We start from the raw sequence: 19,920 nt of genomic DNA, 5'->3' as shown, positions 1-19,920 counted from the left end.
CGCGCGGCCGGGAGGAGCCCCGGCCGGCGGATCGGCAGCCTGAAGGGGTAGCCGATGCCGGAGCCGAGGAGAACCGTCGTGAGCCAGTCCAGCCCACCCCGCCAGCCGTCCGCCACTCCGGCCGCATCAGCGCCGGCCCGCCCCGCCGCTGCCGCCCTCGACCGGGCCGGGGTGCCGCGCCGGGTCGGCGCTCCGGCGCGTACCGGTGAATCCGATCGTGCCGGCCGGGCCGGATGGTTGGCCGCGGCCTGGGCCGGCGCGTCCGCCCTGCTGGCCCTGGTCTGGACCGTGACCGGCCGCGGTTACCCGTTCGGCGCGCACGACCGCAACGGCGAGGTGAGCCTGCTCCGGCTGGTGCCACCGGCGGCCGGCGCGCCGCTGTACGCCGGGCTGCTGCTCGTGGCCGCGGTGCTCGCGCTGGCCGTGGCGGGCCAGTACGCGGTCCGCCCGGCCCGCCCGGTCCGGCTGGCCGTGCTGGGGCTCGGTTGGCTGCTGGCGCTCGTCCTGCTGGTGGTGGTGCCCGACGCGCGGGTGCTGATCGTCCTCGGGTACGCCCCCATGCTGCTGCTGGGCGCGCCGTTCGGCTGGCCGCCGGTGGACTACTCGCGGATCTTCGACTGGCCGCTGGCCAACAAGCTCTCCGCCGTACTCGGCGGGTTGCTGCTGGTCCGGGCCCTGCTGAGCTGGCAGTTCCGGACGGCCGGCGGGTGCGCCGGGTGCGGACGCCGGGCCGGCGCGACGGGCTGGACCTCGGCGGCCGCCGCGGCCGGCTGGGGCCGCTGGGCCGCGCGTGTGGCCGCGGTCATCCCGCTGCTGTATGCCGCCACCCGGTTCGCCTGGGCCGCCGGCATCCCGCTCGGGATCTCCCCCGCCTTCCTGGCCGAGATGCACCGGACCGGGCTCGTCTGGGCCGGGGCCGGGCTGGGCGCGTTCGCGGTGGTCGGCGCGATCCTCACCACGGGCCTGGTCCGGCCGTGGGGCGAGGCGTTCCCGCGCTGGCTGCCCGGCCTGGCCGGGCGGCGCGTCCCGATCTCGCTGGCCGTGGTCCCGGCGCTGCTGGTCGGGGTGGCCGTGACCGCGGCCGGGGTCGGGCTGCTGGCCAACCCGCAGTTCTGGCGGATGGGCGGCTATGCGCACGTGACCACGTTGCCGATGATGCTGTGGCCGCTGTGGGGCGCCGCCCTGGTCGCCGCGGCCGCGGCCTACCACCTGCGCCGCCGCGGCGCCTGCGCCCGCTGCGGCCGCTCCGGCTGAAGTGGAAGGAAGGGCCCCTTGTTATCGCTTCCGGTATAGGAAGGGTCCCCTGTTAACGCCGGTGGCTGAGAGCGCGGGCGCGGATGCAACGCACTCGAAGTGTGCCCGAGATAGCGTCGGTGGGGTGACGGAGACCTTCCACGCACCGCCGGCCGACCTGCCGGCCACCCTCGGCGAGCTACGCGCCGCCGGACATCGCTACAAGACCGTCAAACAGGAACTTCGCGACAATCTGCTGGCCCGGATGCGGAGCGGGGCAGACCGGTTCCCCGGCATCGTCGGGTACGAGGACACCGTGTTGCCCGAGGTGGAGCGGGCGCTGCTGGCCGGCCACGACATGGTGCTGCTGGGCGAGCGGGGCCAGGGCAAGACCCGGCTCATCCGGTCGCTGGGCCAGCTGCTCGACGAGTGGACGCCCGTACTGCCGGAATCCCCGCTCAACGAGCACCCGCTGCACCCGGTCACCCCGGCAGCGATCGCCGCCGTGGCCGAGGTGGGGGACGACCTGCCGATCTCCTGGCTGCACCGATCCATGCGGTACGGCGAGAAGCTCGCCACCCCGGACACCAGCGTGGGGGACCTGATCGGCGACGTGGACCCGATCCGGATCGCCCAGGGCCGCACCCTCGGCGACCCCGACACCATCCACTTCGGGCTGGTGCCCCGGACCAACCGCGGCATCTTCGCGGTGAACGAGCTGCCCGACCTGGCCGAACGGATCCAGGTGGCGCTGCTGAACGTGCTGGAGGAGCGGGACATCCAGGTCCGCGGCTACCAGCTCCGGCTGCCGCTGGACATGCTGCTGGTGGCCAGCGCCAACCCGGAGGACTACACCAACCGGGGCCGGATCATCAGCCCGCTCAAGGACCGGTTCGGCGCCGAGATCCGCACCCACTACCCGCTGGACCTGGGGCTGGAGATCGAGCTGATCCGCCAGGAGGCCGACCTGGTGGCGCCGGTGCCGGAGCACGTGCTGGAGGTGCTGGCCCGGTTCGCCCGCGCGGTCCGCGAGTCGCCCTCGGTGGACGCCCGGTCCGGGGTGTCGGCCCGGTTCGCCATCGCCGCGGCCGAGACCGTGGCCGCCGCGGCGCTGCGCCGCTCGGGTCTGCTCGCCGCGAACGGCGGCGCTGAGGCCGACGCCCCCGGAGAGTCCGTCCTTTCCCCCGACGCGGTGGCGCGGGTGGGGGATGCCGTCTCGGTGACGAGCACGCTGCGCGGGAAGGTCGAGTTCGAGGCCAACGAGGAGGGGCGGGAGATCGAGATCCTGGCCCACCTGCTGCGGACGGCCACCGCCGAGACGTTCCGGGCCCGGCTGGCCGGGCTGGACCTGTCCGGCTTCACCGCCCTGGTGTCCGAGGGCGAGGTGGTGGAGACCGGTGAGCTGGTCGGCTCGGCGGAGCTGCTGCGCCAGGTCGGCACGGTGCCGGGGCTGGCCAAGGTGCTGGACCGGCTCGGCCTGGGCGACGCGCCGACGCCCGGCGAGGCGGCCGCGGGCATCGAGTTCGTGCTGGAGGGCCTGCACCTGACCCGCCGGCTGGCCAAGGACGTGACCGACGACGGGCGGACCCGGTACGGCGGCCGGGACGCCGGTGGCCGCTCCGGCGGGGGCCGGGGCTGACCATGGCCGGCGGCAACCGATTCCGGTACGGGGCGTGGCGCGGCGGACCCGACCCGCTGGCCCCGCCGTACGACGTGCGGGCCGCGGTGGACGCCGTGGGCGCCGAGGTGCTCGACGGGGGCAGCCTGCGGGACGCGCTGCGGAACCTGCTGCGGCACGGCCCGCGCGGCGGCGCCGGGCTGGACGACCTCGCGGCCCGGGCCCGGCGGCTGCGCCGGGAGGCGATGCGCCGGGGCAACCTGGACGGCGCGGTCACCCGGTCCCAGGCCCTGCTCGACCAGGCGCTCGCGGCGGAGCGGGACGAGCTGCGGGGCCGGGACGACGAGGCGGCCCGGTTCAACGAGGCGGTGCTGGACAGCCTGCCCCGGTCCACCTCCCGGGCGGTGCAGGAGCTGTCGACGTACGAGTGGGCCAGCGACGAGGCACGCCGGACGTACCAGCAGATTCTGGACGGCCTGCGGAACGAGGTGCTGGAGCAGCGGTTCGCCGGGCTGCGCGATGCCCTGCAGGCCTCGGCCGCGGACCCGGCGGCCCAGCGGCGGGTCGCGGAGATGATGCACGACCTGAACGACCTGCTGGAGCGGCACGGCCGCGGCGAGGACACCACCGACGCGTTCGCCGAGTTCATGCGGCGGCACGGCGAGTTCTTCCCGGAACGGCCCGAGTCGGTGGAGGACCTGGTCGACGCGCTGGCCCGGCGGGCCGCCGCGGGCGAGCGGCTGATGCGTTCGCTGTCACCGCAGCAGCGGGAGGAGTTGGCCGGCCTCCTGGAGCAGTCCCTCGGCGGCGGGCTGGCCGCCGAGATGGCCGCGCTGGACGCCAACCTGCGGGCGCTCCGCCCCGACCTGCCCTGGGAGCGGCGGGAGCGGATGCGCGGGGACCAGCCGCTCGGCTACGGTGAGGCGACCGGCGCGCTGGGCGAGATCGCCGAGCTGGACGACCTGCTGGATCAGCTCGGCCAGGAGCATCCGGGCGCCACCCTGGACGACGTGGACGTCGAGGCGGTGGCCCGGAACCTCGGCCGGGGCGCGGCCGACGACGTACGCCGGCTCCAGGAGCTGGAGCGGGAGCTGCGCCGGCAGGGCTGGATCAGCGGGACCGGCGACGGCCTCACGCTCAGCCCCAAGGCGCTGCGCCGGCTCGGCGGCACGGCGCTGCGCACGGTCTTCGCGGAGCTGTCCGCCGGGCGGCGGGGCCAGCACGACCTGCGGTCCGCGGGCGCCGCGGGCGAGATCACCGGGGCGTCCAGGACCTGGGAGTACGGCGACGAGCAGCCGCTGGACGTGGTGCGCACGATCGGCCGGGCGGTCCGGCGGCGGGGTCCGGGGATCCCGATCCAGCTCGACGTCGAGGACTTCGAGGTGGTGGAGACCGAGGCCCGGACGTCGGCCGCGGTGGCGCTCTGCGTCGACCTGTCGTTCTCGATGGTCTCCGAGGGACGCTGGGGGCCGATGAAGCAGACCGCGCTGGCCCTGTCGCACCTGGTGGCCACCCGGTTCCCGCAGGACGCGCTGCAGATCATCGGCTTCGGTCCGACCGCCATGCCGCTGACCGAGCGGGAACTCGCCGGGGTCGAGCCGGACATGGTGCAGGGCACCAACCTGCAGCACGCCCTCCGGCTGGCCGGGCGGCACCTGCGCCGGCACTCGGGCTCCGAACCGGTGGTGCTGGTGGTGACGGACGGGGAGCCGACCGCGCACCTGGATCCCGAGGACGGCGAGGCGGTGTTCCACTGGCCGCCGCTGCGGGAGACCATCGAGGCCACCGTCGTGGAGGTGGACCAGCTGACCCGGTACGGCGCCACACTCAACCTGTTCATGCTGGGCGAGGACCCCGGCCTGCGCCGGTTCGTGGACGCGGTGGCCCGGCGAAGCGGCGGCCGGGTGCTCACCCCGGACGCCGAGGACCTCGGCCGGTACGTGGTCTCGGACTACCTCCGCGCCCGCCGCGGTCGCCGCCGCGCCGCCTGAGCCCCCGCCCCGCGTGCCCCAGCCCTCGCGTGGTTGGTCCTCGGGTGGCCGGTCCTCGGGTGGCCGGGGCCACGGGTGGCCGGTCCTCGGGTGGCCGGTCCTCGCGTGGCCGGGTCGCGGGTGGCCGGGTCGCGGGTGGCCGGTCCTCAGGTGGCCGGGCCGCGTCGATCATGGAGTTGGGGTGCCCGTTCTGCCGGGTTCGGGGTTTTCCCGGACCGCCACAACTCCATGATCGACACGGGTTTCCGGGCCTAGACTCGGCCGCATGGACACGGCGGTGCTCCGGCGCGGCTACGAGTTGGTGCTGGCCGAGATCGAGGCGGGCGGCTTCGGCCCGCCGCCCGAGGGAGAGTGGACCGCCGAGCAGGTCGTGGCGCACCTGGCCGCCAACGACGAGCTGCTGGCCGAGGCCACCGAGGCGGTGCTGGCCGGCGCGCCATACGCGTACTACAACCACAACGCGCTGCACCGCCCCCAGCTCGACGGTCTGGTCGCCGAGTGCGGTGGGCTGGCCGGCCTGGCCACCCTGCTCCGGGCCACCAGCCAGCGGCTCTGCTCGCTGATCGACCGGCTCGACGCGGTCGCCGCCGACGTCCCGGTGGAGACGCACATCCGGGACGGCGACCGGATCGTCATCGACGAGCCGGTCCCATGGGGCCGGGTGGTCGACATCCATGAGCGGGTGCATCTGCCCGCGCACACCGACCAGCTCCGCGCACTCCGCCCCGCCGGTGGCGCCCCGTCGGCCTGAGCCGATAGCTGCCGCGCGGTCTGGGCCGGCATGTGGCCAGCCGGACGGCCTCCCGACTCGGCGCCGCGCCGCCGCCGCGAGCCGGGGTTTGCCCGATCACGTCCTCGATCCAGGCCGCAGGCCGGTGGAATCGGGAACGTCACCCGGGTCAAACCATCGAGAATCCTCCCTACCCGGGCCACCAGCAGCCGGATGCCCCGCCAGATCGGCCGCCGAATGCGAGCGGCCCCGACCACCAGCCGGACCGCGTCGGCGGTCCGGTGCCGGCGCGGGTGTCTGCGGTCCGGCCCCGGAGTCGGCGTCGGCGGTCCGGCGCCGGTCGGGGTGGCGAGCACCACCGGCCCCTTCACGGTCAGCAGCGAATGTGGTAGCGGTTGCGCCGGGGTAGCTGGGTCGGGTCGATCCAGGCCGGCGGGATGAAGTCGGGGTGCCCGTCTGGGGCGAGCCGGACCTGCCAATGTCCCCGATGGATGACCGTGTGGTGGTATCGGCAGAGCAGGACCGCGTTGTGCAGAGCGGTGTCGCCGCCGTCGGCCCAGGATCTGATGTGGTGAGCGTCCGCCCAGCGTGGCGGCCGGTCGCAGCCGGGGAAGGCGCAGCCGCGATCCCGCAGGACGAGGGCACGGCGCAGCGGGCCGGTGAACAGCCGTCGTTGCCGGCCCACGTCCAGCACCTGACCTTTGCCGTCGAGCACCGCGGGCAGGATCTGCGCGTCGCAGGCCAGGCGGCGCACGGCCTCGGGCGACAGGCGCGGGCCGATGTCGAGAGCCCCGGCGCCGAGCCGCCCGGTCAGCGCGTCGAAGCCGGTGGTGATGACCAGTTGCGGGGGCTCGCCGCCGTTGTTGGGCAGGCCACCGGCGCGCAGCGCCAGCCGGAGCACCTCGGCGAACGCGTCGTGCCGTCGCTGCCCCGGGGCGCGGTCGTCGCCGGGCCCGTTCGGGGCGGTCAGCGGGTCGAGCGCGGCGATCAGCATCGACCCGGCCTCCGCGTCCAGCACGCCACGCAGCCGGACCGCACCATCCGTCGCAATCGACACGGTGAGGTCGCGACGCCGGTCCAGCTCCCGTTCCGCCCTGCGCAACGCTCGCCGGTCGGCCTCCTCGGCTGCTTGCGGGGCGACGTGCCAGAGTATCCGCTCGGCACACATCCGCAGCGCCCTGGGCTCCAGCTCGCCGGCCTGCCCCAGCAGCACCCGCAGCGCCTTGTCGGCCACCTCCAACCCGGCCTCCCGCCGCGCGCCTTCCACCGCTCCGGCGATGATCCGGGCCTGCTCCACGCTCAGCCGCCCACAGGTCACCGCAGCTCGCAACACTGGACCGGCCGATGTCCGACCACAGCCCACCCCGATCGCCGGGCGACCCACCGGCGGTCCAACCCGCGTCCCGACCGTCCGACGGGTCGGTGGCTGGCTCGGTCCCGGCCGGACCGGGGTCGCGACGGCCTGGCCAGGCGGTGGCCGGATCGCTGCTGCCCGGACCGCCGCCGTCGCCGGCCGGGCCGGCGCTGCTGCCCGGACCGCCGCCGTCGCCGGCCGAGCCGGCGCTGCTGCCCGGACCGCCCCGGTCCGAGCGCCCACTGCCGCTGCCGAGCCCCGCAGCCGGGTCGAGTCCAGCATCCAGGTCGAGTCCGGGAGGTGGATCGAGGGCGCCGGCGGGGTCGTCGGCTTCCAGCCAGGCGGCGTCGGCCACCAGCCGCCGCGCCTCGGTCGACGAGATCCGCAGCCGGTCCCGCAACCAGGCCGCCGTGGACGACACACCCTGCACGCGGGCAATTCCCCGCCCGTCGACCTCCCGCACCACCGCGAGCTTCGCCGCCGACAGCAGTCGCTCGGCCCGCTGAATCGTCTCGAGGGTGGCGATCAACGCGGCGTCCCGCAGCGGCCAGACCGGCGCGCCGGGACAGGCCCGGGCCGCCTCCAGCACGCCGCTCGCCGCATCGATCACGATAGTTACGCTATGACCCCGGTACGACACTTTCCGTCCTGCGATGAGTCCTCCACCAGCGGTTCCAGATGGCGCATACCAGGACATGCGGCAATCCAACGTTCTCACGGGCGAGCAGGCATTTCGCTGTGGACGACTACGGTCGGCGAGGGTCGACCTCGATCACTCGACCCGGGAGAAGCACGTCGACGGCCTCCGCGATCGCGTGCCGCTGGTGACGATGCCGATCCGCCAGCACCTCGGCAGAATTCCGCGAGCGCCGTGAGGTCTCGGCCGTGCTCGGTCCCGGCGGGTGCTCGACGCGGCGCGGGACCGGCGGTGGGACCAGCTGAAGCAGGCGGTCCCGGTCAGCGCACCGCTTCGGGTCGGCGGAAGGTGCGCCGGTAGGCGCTGGGGGAGACGCCGACCCGCTGGTGCAGCCGCTGCCGGAGCGCGGCCGCGGTGCCGAAGCCGGAACGCCGGGCGACCTGGTCCACGGCCAGGTCGGTGGTCTCCAGCAGCAGCCGGGCGTGCTCGGTGCGCTGTTGCAGCAGCCACTGCGCGGGGCTCAGCCCCGTCTCGGACCGGAAGCGCCGGGTGAAGGTCCGTACGCTCATGCTGGCCCGCGCCGCGAGCTGGCTCAGCGTGATCGGCTCGTGCAGGTGCCGGCCGGCCCACTCGCGGGCCGGCGAGGTGCTGGTGTCGGGGGTACGCGGGACCGGCCGGTCGATGAACTGGGCCTGGCCGCCGTCCCGCCACGGCGGCACGACGCATCGCCGGGCGGCCACGTTGGCGATCTCGCTGCCATGATCGGTGCGTACCAGATGCAGGCAGAGGTCGATGCCGGCGGCCACGCCGGCGGAGGTGAGCACCCGGCCGTCGTCCACGAACAGCACGTCCGGGTCGAGGCGTACCTCGGGGTGCAGCCGGCGGAACCGGCCCGCGTAGCCCCAGTGGGTGGTGGCCGGGCGGCCGTCCAGCAGGCCGGCCGCGGCCAGCACGAACGCCCCGGTGCAGATCGAAACGATGCGAGCGCCCCGGTCGTACGCGTCCCGCAGCGCGCGCCGGACGGCGGGCTCGACGGTGCCGTCGGTCAGCGGTGGCCCGTCGTGGATGCCGGGCACGATCACGGTGTCGGCCTCGGCCAGCAGCTCCAGGCCGTGGTCCGGCAGCACGCCGTAGCCGGCGGAGCTGCGCACGGCCGTACCGCCCGGGGTGCAGGTGCGGACCGCGTACAGCTCGGTGCCGTCCGCATCCCGGGCGCAGTGGAAGACCTGCGCGGGCGTCCCGAGGTCGAGCCCGACCACGTGCGGCAGGGCGAGCACCGCGACCCGGTGCGGCCCGCGGCCGGGTTCGGGGTCGGCCGGCCACGGGGAGAGGCCGGGTTCGGAGTCGGCCGGCCACGGCAAGAGGCCGGCTTCCGGGTCGGCCGGCCGCGGTGAGAGGCCGGGTTCGCGGTGTGCCGGCCGCGGTGAGGGTACGTCCATGGCCCGATTATTGCGCACCATGGCTTTCCGGCCACTCGTCCACCCCCTGCGCCCGGGCGAGACTGCTCGGGTGAGCCGTACCCGCCTGATCCACCCGGCCTGGACCGTCGCCGCGGTGGCCTTCGTCGCCCTGGTCGGCGCCGCCGGCTTCCGCGCCACGCCGTCGGTGCTGCTGCATCCGCTGCACGCGGAGTTCGGCTGGCCGCTGGCCACCATCTCGGCGGCCGTCTCCGTCAACCTCATGCTGTACGGCCTGACGGCGCCGTTCGCGGCCGCCCTGATGGACCGGTTCGGGATCCGCCGGGTGGTGGCCGCGGCGCTGCTGCTCGTCTCGGCCGGCAGCGGCCTCACCGTGTTCATGACCGCGAGCTGGCAGCTGGTGCTCTGCTGGGGCGTCCTGGTGGGGCTGGGCACCGGCTCGATGGCACTGGCGTTCGTGGCCACCGTCACGGGCCGCTGGTTCGTGCGGCACCGGGGGTTGGTCACCGGGGTGTTGACCGCGGGCGGCGCGGCCGGGCAGCTGATCTTCCTACCGCTGCTGGCCGTGGTGGTACGCGGGCACGGCTGGCGGACCGCCGCGCTCATCGTGGCCGGGGCCGCGCTGGTGGTCGTACCCCTGGTGGGTTGGCTGCTCCGCGAACACCCGGCGGATCTCGACCTGCCGGCCTACGGCGCGGACCGGGTCGTACCGGCGGCGGCGCCGGCCGGCGGGGCCGCGGCACGGGCGGTCGGCACGCTGCTGGCGGCGGCGCGGACCGGGCCGTTCTGGCTGCTGGCCGGCGGCTTCGCGATCTGCGGGGCCACCACGAACGGCCTGGTGGGTACGCACTTCATCCCGGCCGCGCACGATCATGGGATGGCCGAGACCACCGCGGCGGGGCTGCTGGCGCTGGTCGGCGTCTTCGACATCGCCGGCACGGTGGCATCGGGCTGGCTGACCGACCGGGTGGACAGCCGGCTGCTGCTGGGCGGCTACTACGCGCTGCGGGGCGCGTCCCTACTGGTGCTGCCGAGCCTGTTCGGCGGCGCCACCCACCCGAGCATGCTGGTCTTCATCGTGTTCTACGGGCTGGACTGGGTGGCCACCGTGCCGCCGACGGTCGCGCTGTGCCGGGAGTATTTCGGGGCCAGCGGCGCGGTCGTCTTCGGCTGGGTGTTCGCGGCGCACCAGGTCGGCGCGGCCATCGCGGCGACCGGCGCGGGGCTGGTCCGCGACCGGCTCGGCGCGTACACGCTGGCCTGGTACGTGGCCGGCGGGCTGGCCATGGTGGCGGCCGTGCTCTCCGTGCTGCTGCGCCGCCGCCGGGCCGGCGAGGCGCCGTTCGCGCCGGTCCAACCGGCCGCCGGCCCGTGGCGGCTGCCGCCCGTCCCGACCGGCGCGGGGGCCCGCGCGACGGTCAGTCGACGACCTTGACGTCCTTCCAGAACGCCACCCGGTCGCGGATCATCTCCGCCTCCGGCTTGGGCTCGGGGTAGTACCAGACGGCGTCGGCGGACCGCTGACCGTCCAACTCCAGGGAGTAGTAGGACGCGGTGCCCTTCCACGGACAGACGGAATGCGTGTCGGAGTCCCGCACCACATCGTCGCGCAACGCCGACCGGGGGAAGTAGGCGTTGCCCTCGACCTGCACGATGTCGTCGCTCTCGGCGATGACCTGGTCGTTCCAGATGGCCCTAGGCATGTGCCGAGCCTAGCTCGGCCGGCCGTCATTCCGGCGCAGGCAGCAGCGCCGCGATCCGCTGAGCCACCGGGCGGGCCTCCCGGTGTACCCAGCCCATGTCCAGGCCGTCGTCGGTGAGCACGGCGAGCAGCGCGGAGTCGGTCACCGTGTACACGGTGAAGCTGCCCAGGTCGCTGCGCACGCTGGTCTCCCGGAACGAGCCCTGGCGCAGGCCGAGGCCGCACTGCCGGCCCACCCCGAAGACGCTGGCGGCCAGCACCGCCATGTCGTGCGGCTCGCAGCCCCGGGTCAGGTCCTGGCCGACCAGCAGGCCGTCCACGGTGGCCAGCACGCAGCCCCGGATGCCCGGCAGTCGTTGCCGCAGCGCGGTGAGCTCGTGCTGCAGGGCCGCGCCGGCGGCCTGCACCAGGCGCGGCGCCGTGGGCGCCGGCGGCGGCCCCGGTTCGCCGTTGGCGAAGGAGGCGGCGGGCGCCCGTCGGGGCAGCGGCGCGGTTCCCCGGTGGGTGGTCTCGGTACGCGCAGCGGCCGGCCAGGCCGCGTTCAGGTTCGACACCGGGGAACTCCCTCATTTCCGCACCGGCCGGTGGGCGGACGCAGGGGGATGCACAAGGAAGCCCCGTGCCGTCCCGCCCCGGCAACTGATTGGTCCCGCAGATAACTTACTGTGTCGGCCCGCGCCGGTGAAGCCGGGCTTCATGGGGAATTGCGGCGGTCGGCGGCCGGGGCAGATTACCGAAGGTGATCGCCGGGCCTTCAGCAACCTCGTACCGCGCGTTCAGCGGCCTGCCAGCCGGCCATGGTGCAATGGTTGGCCGAGCCCGGGTCGCGCGGAAGGAGTACGCCATGGGTCTGTTCTCCCGGCGGTCACGCGCCGCCGACCCGTCGCCCACCCGGCTGGACCGGGAGGCGACGGCCGAGGACTTCGCCGAGCTGACCGACTTCGTCCGCAGCCGGCACGGCGTCGAGCTTTACCTCGAGCCCGAGACGACCGCCACCGACACCACCGTGGTGGCCATCGCCCACGACGGTGAGTGGATCCGGCGGCGTACCGGCAACCCGCGCGCGGCCGGCAAGTTCGCCCGGCGGCACGGGGTGCCGCTGTACGAGGCCACCAAGGTCGGCTACCCGGAGCGGATGCGGGTCTGGAACCGGCAGCACCCCGAGCGCCGCAAGTAGGCGTGCCGGCGCTGTCGGCTCGGTCTCATCGGGTTGACCCGCGTCGCTCGGGAAATGTTGGGTGGGGTCACGTTTCCCCACCCCGGAGGTGCCCGATGACCGCCGTGACGTCCGCGCAGCAGGAGATCGCCGCCGAGCTGGGGGTGCCGGCGACCTTCGACCCGCACGAGGAGATCGAGCGGCGGGTCGGCTTCCTGGCCGATCGGCTCACCGGAACCGGCCTGCGGACGCTGGTGCTGGGGATCAGCGGCGGGGTCGACTCGACCACCGCCGGCCGGCTCTGCCAGCTGGCCGTCGAGCGGGTCCGGGCCGCCGGCCGGCAGGCCGGCTTCGTGGCCATGCGGCTGCCGTACGGGGTGCAGGCCGACGAGCACGACGCGCAGGCCGCCCTCGGGTTCATCCGGGCCGACCGGGTGCTCACCGTCGACGTGCGGCCGGCCAGCGACGCCGCCCTGGCCGCGCTGGAGGCGGCCGGGCTGGCATTCGCCCACGACGCGCAACGGGACTTCGTGCTCGGCAACATCAAGGCCCGGCAGCGGATGGTCGCGCAGTACGCGGTGGCGGGCGCGCTGGCCGGCCTGGTGGTGGGCACCGACCACGCGGCCGAGGCGGTCACCGGGTTCTTCACCAAGCACGGCGACGGCGCGGCCGACCTGGTGCCGCTGACCGGGCTGACCAAGCGCCGGGTGCGGGCGCTCGCCGAGACGCTCGGCGCGCCGGCGGAGTTGGTGGGCAAGGCCCCCACGGCCGACCTGGAGAGCCTGGCGCCGGGGCGGCTCGACGAGGACGCGCTGGGGCTGAGCTACGCGCAGATCGACGACTACCTGGAGGGCCGCCCGGTGCCGCCGGAGGTCGAGGGGGCGCTGGTGGCGCGCTATCGGGCCACCGAACACAAACGGCGGCCGCCGGTGGCCCCGTGATCGGCTACCATCGAGGCATGCGTTCGACGTGTCCGGTGATGATGCCCCGCCAGCGGGGCTGCTGACACGCGAGACGAACCATCTCGAGGCCCCGTCGCCGGGGCCTCGACGCGTTTGGCGGGGCTGCCGTCGGCGGCTCACCCCAGGAGACGCGATGACCCGCCATTACCTGACCACCACGATCCCGTACGTCAACGCCGCGCCGCACCTCGGCTTCGCCCTCGAGGTGGTGCAGGCGGACGTGCTGGCCCGCCACCTTCGCCGGCGCGGTCACGAGGTGCGGCTGACCAGCGGCACCGACGACAACTCGCTGAAGAACGTCCTCGCGGCCGAGGCCGCCGGGGTGCCCGTACGCGAACTGGTCGACCGCAACGCCGACCGGTTCGCCGCGCTGACCGGTCCGCTGTCGCTGTCGTACGACGATTTTCTCTCCACCAGCGCGGACCCGCGGCACGCGGCCGGGGTCGACCGGTTGTGGCGGGCCTGCGCGGATTCCGGCGACCTGTACCGGGCCGAGTACGTCGGGCTGTACTGCGTGGGCTGCGAGGCGTACCTCACCGAGGACGAGCTCGACGCGGGCGGCGCGTGCCCGGAGCACGGGACGCCGCCGCAGCGGATCACCGAGCGGAACTGGTTCTTCCGGCTGTCCCGGTACACCGACGCGCTGCGTTCGGCCATCCTGGAGGGCCGGCTGCGGATCGAACCGGCGGCCCGGCGTAACGAGGTGCTCGGGTTCCTCGACGGGGGCCTGCGGGACTTCTCCGTGTCCCGGTCCACCGACCGCGCCCGGGGCTGGGGCATCCCGGTGCCCGACGACCCGGAGCAGGTCATCTACGTCTGGTGGGACGCGCTCGGCAACTACCTCACGAGCCTCGACTACGGCGCCGCGGGCGGCCCGGGGGAGGCGTACCGGCGCTGGTGGGTCGGCGCGGACCGGCGGGTCCACCTGGTCGGCAAGGGGGTGTTGCGGTTCCACGCGGTCTATTGGCCGGCCATGCTGCTGTCGGCCGGGCTGCCGCTGCCCACCGACATCCTGGTGCACGACTACCTCACGGTGGATGGTCGCAAGATCAGTAAATCCGCCGGTACGGCGGTGGACCCGGTGGCCACGGTCGGGCGGTATGGCACCGACGCCGTGCGGTGGTGGCTGCTGCGCGAGGTGCCCCGGGTGGGCGACGCGGACTTCACGACGACCCGGCTGGTTGAGCGGGCCAACGAGGACCTGGCGGGCGGGATCGGGAACCTCGTCAACCGGGTGGTCACGATGGCGCACAAGTACCGCGCCGGCCGGGTTCCGCCCGCCGCCCCGAGCCACCGGGCCGGCCCGCCGGTGGACGGTGGCGAGACCGCCGAGCTGGCCGCGGCCCGTGCCGCGGCGCCCGGCCTGGTCGACGCCGCCCTGGCCGAGGGCGACTTCCGGCGCGCGACCCTGGCCCTCTGGGCGATCGTCACCGAGGCGAACCGGGCCATCGAACGGCTCCGCCCGTGGGAACTGGCCCGTGCCGAACGCGCCGGGGGTACGTCGACGGCTCGGCTGGACGCGGTGCTGGCCGCGCTCCTGCACGCGTGCCGAGAGCTGGCCGAGGAGCTCGGTCCGTTCCTGCCGGACGCGGCGGCCCGGGTGAGCGCGCAGCTCACCCCGGTCGACGGGGTACTGCCGCCGGCCCGCCCGCTGTTCCCGCGCCTGACCGCGGAAACCGCCTGACCGCGTTCACCGGACCGACATCCACTGTGGCGGCGCCGGCCCGTAGGGTGTGCCGGTATCCCTACCGGAGGAATGATGACCCAGCCTGACATCAGTGTGGTCCGGGCCACCGCCGCGGACGCCGACGAGTTGACCGGCGTCCTGGCCACGGCCTTCCTGGCCGACCCGATCAGCCAGTGGCTCTTTCCGGACGAGGCGGACCGGGAGCGGTTGCACCCGTCCTTCTTCCGCCCGTTCGTCGAGCTCACCCTGGCCGACGGCGAGGCCTACACCACCGCGGACCGGGCCGCCGTCACGCTCTGGCTGCCGGTGGATGTGCACGCCCACGCCGAGCCGGACGACCTCGGCCCGGTCTTCGAGGCCGCGATCGGCCCCGAGTACGCCAAGCGGTTCGGTGTGCTGGACGAGCTCATGACCACCAACCACCCCGGGCACGAGAACCACGCCTACCTGCCGTTCATCGCGGTCCGTCCGGACCGGCAGGGGCACGGCCTCGGCGCGGCCCTGCTCGAGCACCGGCTCGCCGCCCTGGACGAGGAGGGTACGCCCGCGTACCTGGAGGCGAGCTGCCTGCGCAACGCGGCCCTCTACGAGCGGCTGGGCTTCGCCCGGATGGAGAACAGCATCGACCTGCCGGACGGGCCGAGCCTCTACCCGATGTGGCGCAAGCCCTCGGCCTGAGCGCCCGCCACGCGCGGCGCCCGCCACGCGCGGCACCCGCCACGCGCGGCACCCGCCACGCGCGGCGCGCGCCACGCGCGGCGGCGCACCCGTTAACAAGGGCCCCCTGCTATGCAAAAAGCGATAACAGGGGGCCCTTCCTTACCTTCGGGTATCGCGGGAGCGCGGCCCGCGTGCGACAGTGACCGGATGCGGCAGCAGGACCGGTGGGCGCAATGGGTGCTGCGCAGGCGCGACGGGGACAACGCGGATGTCCGGGCCCGGGTGGCGCCGCTGATCGGCGCGTACCGGGACCGGGTGCTGGACCGGGCCGCGATCACCGCCGGGGACGTGGTGCTGGACGTGGGCACCGGCGACGGCCTCATCGGGTTCGGCGCGCTGAACCGGGTCGGGCCGACCGGCCGGGTCATCTTCAGCGACATCTCGGAGGACCTGCTCACCGAGTGCTGGCGGCGGGCCACCGCGGACGGACGGGTGGACCAGTGCCGGTTCGTGCTGGCCAGCGCCGACGACCTGCGGGACGTGCCGGGGCGGTCGGTCGACGTGGTGACCACCCGGTCGGTGCTGATCTACGTGCGGCGCAAGGCCGCGGCATTCACCGAATTCTTCCGGGTGCTGCGGCCCGGCGGGCGGCTGTCCATCTTTGAGCCGATCAACGGCTTCGCCGCCACCGAGACCCGGCGCGGCCTGTTCGGGCTGGACATGGCGCCCATCGAGGATCTCATGCAGCGCCTGCTCAAGGTGTACGAGCCGCTGCCGCCCACCGAGGACCCGATGCTCAACTTCGACGAGCGGGACCTGCTGCGGATGGTCCGCGACGCGGGGTTCACCGGGATCGAGCTCGACTACCGGGCCGAGATCGAGGTGCGGGCGCCGCTCACCACCCGGGACTGGGACGTGCTGAAGAAGACCGCGCCCAATCCGCTGGCCCCCACCTACGAGGAGGCCCTCGCGCTGGCGCTCAACCCGGCCGAGCGGGAGCAGGTCGAGTCGTACCTGCGGGCCGCGCTGGCCGCCGGTGCGGCCGGGCACCGCACCATGGCCACCGCCTACCTGCGGGCGACCCGCCCGTAGGACATGCCGCCGGCCCGCCGGCTCGTGGCGGGCGCGCAGGCGCGCCGACGGAGGCCGCCAGCGCGGGGCGGCGCGAGGCCCGGTCGCTGGGTGGGCCGCCCGGTCCAGCACAATCGGTCGGGTGAGCGACCCCATCGAGCCGGCCGCGCTGGCCGCCCGCAACAACGCCGAGTGGTGCGCGGCGGTGTGCCGTACCCACGATCTGGACGGCGCGTACGCGGCGGATGCCTGGACCGTCGCGCGACGCTCGCCCTCGTTCTACCCGGATGCCGTGACTCTGCGGCCGGCGGCCGGGCCGGACCTGCTGACCCGGATCGACGCCGGAGCCGGCGCCTCGGTGAAGGACAGCTTCGCCGCGCTGGACCTGGCCGGCGCCGGCTTCACCGTCCTGTTCGACGCCGAGTGGCTGCACCGCGCCCCCGGCGGACCGGCCGCGGTGGTGCGCCGGCCCGCGGTCCCGGTGACCACCCCGGCCGCGCTCGCCGGCTGGGCCGCCGCGCACGGCGGCGGCGACGTCTTCCGGCCCGGGTTGCTCGCCGACCCGACCGTCACGCTCCTGGCCATGTACGACGCCGAGGGCGCGGTCGCCGGAGGAGCGGCGGTGAATCGCACCGGCCCGGTGGCCGGGGTCTCGAACGTCTTCGCGGTGACCGCCACCCCCGACGAGGTCTGGGCCGCGGTGCTGGACCGGTTCCCGGACGTCCCGCTGGTGGGCTACGAGTCGGGTGCCGACCTCGCGCCGCCGCTGCGGCTCGGGTTCCGGACCGTGGGACCGCTGCGGGTCTGGCTGCGCGACTGAGCCGGTGCCGTTCGTCGCCCCCACCCGGCTAGCGAGCCTGGGCGTACGCGTTCCCGCGGGTCATCGACCGGTTGTTGTCTACCGTGGACCGATGAGCGAGGAGATCTGGCCCGCCGTGCGGGCCGCTCGGGCCTGGCTGGACGCCGCGAACGGCACCGAATCGGCCGAGCTGACCTGCCGGATCCTGAAGGTCACCGAGGAGGCAGGCGAGGCCGCTGCGGCCTGGATCGGCGTGCTGGGGCAGAACCCCCGCAAGGGCGTGACGCACGGGCCCGCCGACGTGGCGGCCGAGTTGGCCGATGTGGCCATCACCGCGCTGGTGGCAATCGAGAGCCTGGGCCTGGACGCCCGGCGGGCGCTCACCGATCGTGCCCGGCTGGTTCTCGCCCGTACCCGGTCTGGCTCGTGACGGGCCCACCTGCCCGGTCGCCGGCGGGCCGAAGGTCCCGGTCCGGTCGGGGGTTACGGCTCTAACACCGGTAGGCAGGTTCGCCGAATCTGAACGCACCACAGATTCGCGCCGCCGCCCCCAAGGAGCCCCCCATGAAGCGCCGGACCCTCGACATCCTGTTCAGCATCGGCGGCCTGGGAATCGCCGCCCTGCTGCTGGTCGTCGGCATCGTGCTGACCGCCAACGCCAACTTCGCCAAGAACTACGTGCATGACCAGCTCAGCCAGCAGAACATCGTGTTCACCCCGGCCGGCCAGCTCAGCGACGAGGAGCGGCAGGCCCCCTGCCTGGTCCGGTACGCCGGCCAGCGGATGACCACCGGCAAGCAGGCCGAGTGCTACGCCAACTCCTACATCGGGCTGCACCTGAAGTCGATCGGCGGCGGCCAGACGTACGCCGATCTCGGCAAGCCGCAGAGCGCGCTGAAGGCCCAGGTGGCGCAGGCCGAGCAGGCCAAGGCGGCCAACCTGGCCGACCTGCAGAAGCAGCTCGCCGACGTGACAGCGCAGCGGGAGACGGTGTTCAAGGGCGAGACGCTGCGCGGCCTGCTGCTCACCTCGTACGGGTTCAGCGAGTTCGGCGTGAAGGCCCAGCAGGGCGCGCTGGCCATGTACCTGGGCGCCGCGCTGATGCTGCTGCTGTCGCTCGCCGGCCTGCTGCACGCGTTCCGAACCCCGGCCACCGCGACCTTCGCCGCGCCGGAGCCGGCTCGGACCTCCACCGGCGATCCGCTCACCGTCTGAGCCGGCCGCCGTCCCAGCCGGGTCGCCGTCCCAGCCGGTCGCCGTTCGAGCCCGTCGCCGGCCGGGCCCCCGACACCCGAACCCCCGGCCGTCCGGCCCGCCCCGGACGGCCGGGGTTGTGCCGTTTCCTCGGCCATACCGGGCGGGTTGTACCGGAAGTGAAGCCGAAGGATAGGCACCTTCATCGTGGCCGGGTGCGGTTCCCGGGCGCCGGCTGGCGGCGGCGGTGGGCGCGCGCGGAGAACCGACGCCGGCTGCGGGCGTACGAGACCGCGCTGGCCGAGTGGCAGCGCCGGGACACGGAGCTGCGCCGGCTGCGGGCCGCGGTCGCGGCCGGCATCCCGGACCCGCCGGCTCCGGCGGGGGCGGCAGGCGCGGAGGGTACGCCGGGCGCGCCGGCTCTGGCGGCCGGAGCGGCCGGAGCGGGCGGAGCGGCCGGAGCGGGCACGCTGACCGCCGACGATCGGGCCGGAGCCGGGGCGGGGCTGCCGGTACGGCTCGACCCGGACGAGCGGGTCCTGGCGGTGGCCCCGGCGGCCCGGGTGGTCGCGGTCCAGGCCCGGCACGCCGGCGGTACGCCCGGTCCGGAGCGGGTGCCGGTGCCGCGCTTCGACGGGCCGTTGACCGGCCGGCCGCCGTACGGGCTGCGGACCCTCGACGACGGGCTCGCCGTGCTGACCGACCGCCGGGTGGTGCTGGCCGGCCGGACGGGCGAGCGGGAGTGGCCGTACCGCGAGCTGGCCGGCGTGGGGCACCACCCGGCGGCGCCGCTCACGCTGCTCTACAAGCGTGGCCGGCGGATCGCCAGCGGGCTGCTGCTCCCGCCGGCCAGCGCCGTCCGGGTCCGGTCCGTGCTCGACCTCGCGTACGTGGCCGCCAACGGCCGCCAGGCCGAGCTGCTGGCCTGGTTGGACGGGATGCTCGAGGATCATCGCGCGGCCCGCCCGGACCGGCCGGTGGTCGCGGCCGCGGCGGCCGCGCCGCTGCGCGCCCTGGTGCCGGAGAGCGGGCTCGCGGTCGGCGGGGCGCTGGCCACCGCGGTCCTGGCGGTCGCCGGCCTGCTGCTGTGGCCGTCCGGCCCGCCGCGGCACCGGGTGGCGGCCCCGGCGGCCCCGGTGGGCACCCCCGGCCCGGTGCCGGCCGAGGCGCCGGATTCGATCCCGGCCGACCCGGCCGACCTGGCCGGCTCGGTGGGTCCGGCCGCCAGCACGGCCCTGCCGGTGCGCTCGATCGTCGCTCCCCGCACCGGCGCTCGGCGTCGCGCGCCGGCCGTGCCCGTTCCGACCGGGTCTCCGGCGACGCTGCCGCCACCCAGCCCCGCCGGTCCGCCGCCCAGCCGGTCGGCCCCGCCGGTCCCGACCCCGTCGGCCACCTCGGGGTGCGGGGCGCCGCCGAACCCGTTCGGCTACACCTACTGCGCTGGCGGCGGGTACGTGACCAGCCCAGCGGCCGGGGTGTGCGCGTTCTTCGGCTGCGTCGACGACTTCTGGGCCGGCGCCGGCTACCTGGTGGTGTGCGACGACGGGAAGATCAGCCGGGAGGGCGGCCGGCCGACGGCCTGCGCCGACCACGGCGGCGTCCGGCAACCCGTGTACGCCTGACCGGGCGCCGACGCGTGGCCCGCCGGCGCCGCGTCGGGTGTCGGCCCGCCCCCCCCCGCGACGGGTGTCGGCCCGCCCGCGACGGG

The 19,920-nt window shown here is 75.1% G+C and carries 18 protein-coding genes; 14 read left to right on the top strand and 4 right to left on the bottom strand.

What is annotated here, in order from left to right:
- The first annotated feature begins 78 nt into the window (after window positions 1–78).
- The 4 genes from ACFFHU_RS08705 to ACFFHU_RS08690 all read left to right on the top strand — a co-directional run bounded on the left by ACFFHU_RS08705 (window position 79) and on the right by ACFFHU_RS08690 (window position 5,593).
- On the top strand, window positions 79–1,254 hold the full coding sequence (locus ACFFHU_RS08705) for a hypothetical protein (RefSeq protein ID WP_377337190.1): 1,176 nt from the start codon (window positions 79–81) through the stop codon (window positions 1,252–1,254).
- A 124-nt stretch (window positions 1,255–1,378) separates the two neighbouring features.
- A complete protein-coding gene (locus ACFFHU_RS08700; RefSeq protein WP_377337189.1) occupies window positions 1,379–2,872 on the top strand; it encodes a sigma 54-interacting transcriptional regulator in 1,494 nt (497 codons plus the stop codon).
- A gap of 2 nt (window positions 2,873–2,874) precedes the next feature.
- Window positions 2,875–4,842 (top strand): hypothetical protein, encoded by a 1,968-nt coding sequence (locus ACFFHU_RS08695; protein WP_377337188.1) that lies wholly within the window; start codon window positions 2,875–2,877, stop codon window positions 4,840–4,842.
- 265 nt (window positions 4,843–5,107) lie between these two features.
- The gene (locus ACFFHU_RS08690) at window positions 5,108–5,593 is read left to right on the top strand and encodes a hypothetical protein (protein ID WP_377337187.1); all 486 of its coding nucleotides are present in this window, start codon (window positions 5,108–5,110) and stop codon (window positions 5,591–5,593) included.
- Window positions 5,594–5,945: 352 nt separating this feature from the next.
- Here the strand turns inward: ACFFHU_RS08690 and ACFFHU_RS08685 are convergent, their stop codons facing one another.
- Together ACFFHU_RS08685 and ACFFHU_RS08680 are read right to left on the bottom strand one after the other, a co-directional pair.
- Complete coding sequence (locus ACFFHU_RS08685) at window positions 5,946–6,890, bottom strand: HNH endonuclease signature motif containing protein (protein WP_377337186.1); 945 nt, start codon at window positions 6,888–6,890, stop codon at window positions 5,946–5,948.
- A 993-nt stretch (window positions 6,891–7,883) separates the two neighbouring features.
- The gene (locus ACFFHU_RS08680) at window positions 7,884–9,002 is read right to left on the bottom strand and encodes a helix-turn-helix domain-containing protein (protein ID WP_377337185.1); all 1,119 of its coding nucleotides are present in this window, start codon (window positions 9,000–9,002) and stop codon (window positions 7,884–7,886) included.
- A 70-nt stretch (window positions 9,003–9,072) separates the two neighbouring features.
- On the opposite strand from ACFFHU_RS08680, the gene ACFFHU_RS08675 reads away from it, so the two are divergent.
- On the top strand, window positions 9,073–10,416 hold the full coding sequence (locus tag ACFFHU_RS08675) for an MFS transporter (protein WP_377337184.1): 1,344 nt from the start codon (window positions 9,073–9,075) through the stop codon (window positions 10,414–10,416).
- On the opposite strand, the gene ACFFHU_RS08670 is transcribed toward ACFFHU_RS08675, so the two are convergent.
- On the bottom strand, window positions 10,400–10,684 hold the full coding sequence (locus tag ACFFHU_RS08670) for a DUF427 domain-containing protein (protein WP_377337183.1): 285 nt from the start codon (window positions 10,682–10,684) through the stop codon (window positions 10,400–10,402). The two genes, ACFFHU_RS08675 and ACFFHU_RS08670, sit on opposite strands and share 17 nt — an antisense overlap.
- Before the next feature lie 25 nt (window positions 10,685–10,709).
- On the bottom strand, window positions 10,710–11,237 hold the full coding sequence (locus ACFFHU_RS08665) for a roadblock/LC7 domain-containing protein (protein ID WP_377337182.1): 528 nt from the start codon (window positions 11,235–11,237) through the stop codon (window positions 10,710–10,712).
- A 290-nt stretch (window positions 11,238–11,527) separates the two neighbouring features.
- Between ACFFHU_RS08665 and ACFFHU_RS08660 the strand changes: the two genes are divergently transcribed.
- From ACFFHU_RS08660 to ACFFHU_RS08620, 9 genes are all read left to right on the top strand, one after another.
- Window positions 11,528–11,860: a hypothetical protein gene (locus ACFFHU_RS08660; RefSeq protein ID WP_377337180.1), complete on the top strand. Its 333-nt coding sequence runs from the start codon at window positions 11,528–11,530 to the stop codon at window positions 11,858–11,860.
- A gap of 95 nt (window positions 11,861–11,955) precedes the next feature.
- A complete protein-coding gene (gene nadE, locus ACFFHU_RS08655) occupies window positions 11,956–12,780 on the top strand; it encodes an NAD(+) synthase (protein WP_377337179.1) in 825 nt (274 codons plus the stop codon).
- Window positions 12,781–12,934: 154 nt separating this feature from the next.
- Entirely contained in the window at window positions 12,935–14,485 is a 1,551-nt protein-coding gene (gene metG / locus ACFFHU_RS08650; protein WP_377337178.1) for a methionine--tRNA ligase, read from the top strand.
- Between the two features lie 75 nt (window positions 14,486–14,560).
- Window positions 14,561–15,166 carry a GNAT family N-acetyltransferase gene (locus ACFFHU_RS08645; protein WP_377337177.1) on the top strand — a complete coding sequence of 202 codons (606 nt, stop codon included), beginning with the start codon at window positions 14,561–14,563 and terminating at the stop codon, window positions 15,164–15,166.
- Between the two features lie 189 nt (window positions 15,167–15,355).
- Window positions 15,356–16,240: a class I SAM-dependent methyltransferase gene (locus tag ACFFHU_RS08640; protein WP_377337176.1), complete on the top strand. Its 885-nt coding sequence runs from the start codon at window positions 15,356–15,358 to the stop codon at window positions 16,238–16,240.
- A 121-nt stretch (window positions 16,241–16,361) separates the two neighbouring features.
- A complete protein-coding gene (locus tag ACFFHU_RS08635; protein WP_377337175.1) occupies window positions 16,362–17,039 on the top strand; it encodes a hypothetical protein in 678 nt (225 codons plus the stop codon).
- A gap of 91 nt (window positions 17,040–17,130) precedes the next feature.
- On the top strand, window positions 17,131–17,448 hold the full coding sequence (locus tag ACFFHU_RS08630) for a nucleoside triphosphate pyrophosphohydrolase family protein (protein ID WP_377337174.1): 318 nt from the start codon (window positions 17,131–17,133) through the stop codon (window positions 17,446–17,448).
- A gap of 134 nt (window positions 17,449–17,582) precedes the next feature.
- Window positions 17,583–18,233 (top strand): hypothetical protein, encoded by a 651-nt coding sequence (locus ACFFHU_RS08625; protein WP_377337173.1) that lies wholly within the window; start codon window positions 17,583–17,585, stop codon window positions 18,231–18,233.
- Between the two features lie 194 nt (window positions 18,234–18,427).
- Entirely contained in the window at window positions 18,428–19,834 is a 1,407-nt protein-coding gene (locus ACFFHU_RS08620) for a hypothetical protein (RefSeq protein WP_377337172.1), read from the top strand.
- The last annotated feature ends 86 nt before the right edge of the window (window positions 19,835–19,920 follow it).

Origin of the sequence: Plantactinospora siamensis (assembly GCF_042434095.1) — a bacterium.
Taxonomy (GTDB): domain Bacteria; phylum Actinomycetota; class Actinomycetes; order Mycobacteriales; family Micromonosporaceae; genus KBS50.
The sequence above is the reverse complement of the archived record's forward strand: the minus strand, read 5'-3'. Positions and strand labels throughout refer to the sequence as shown.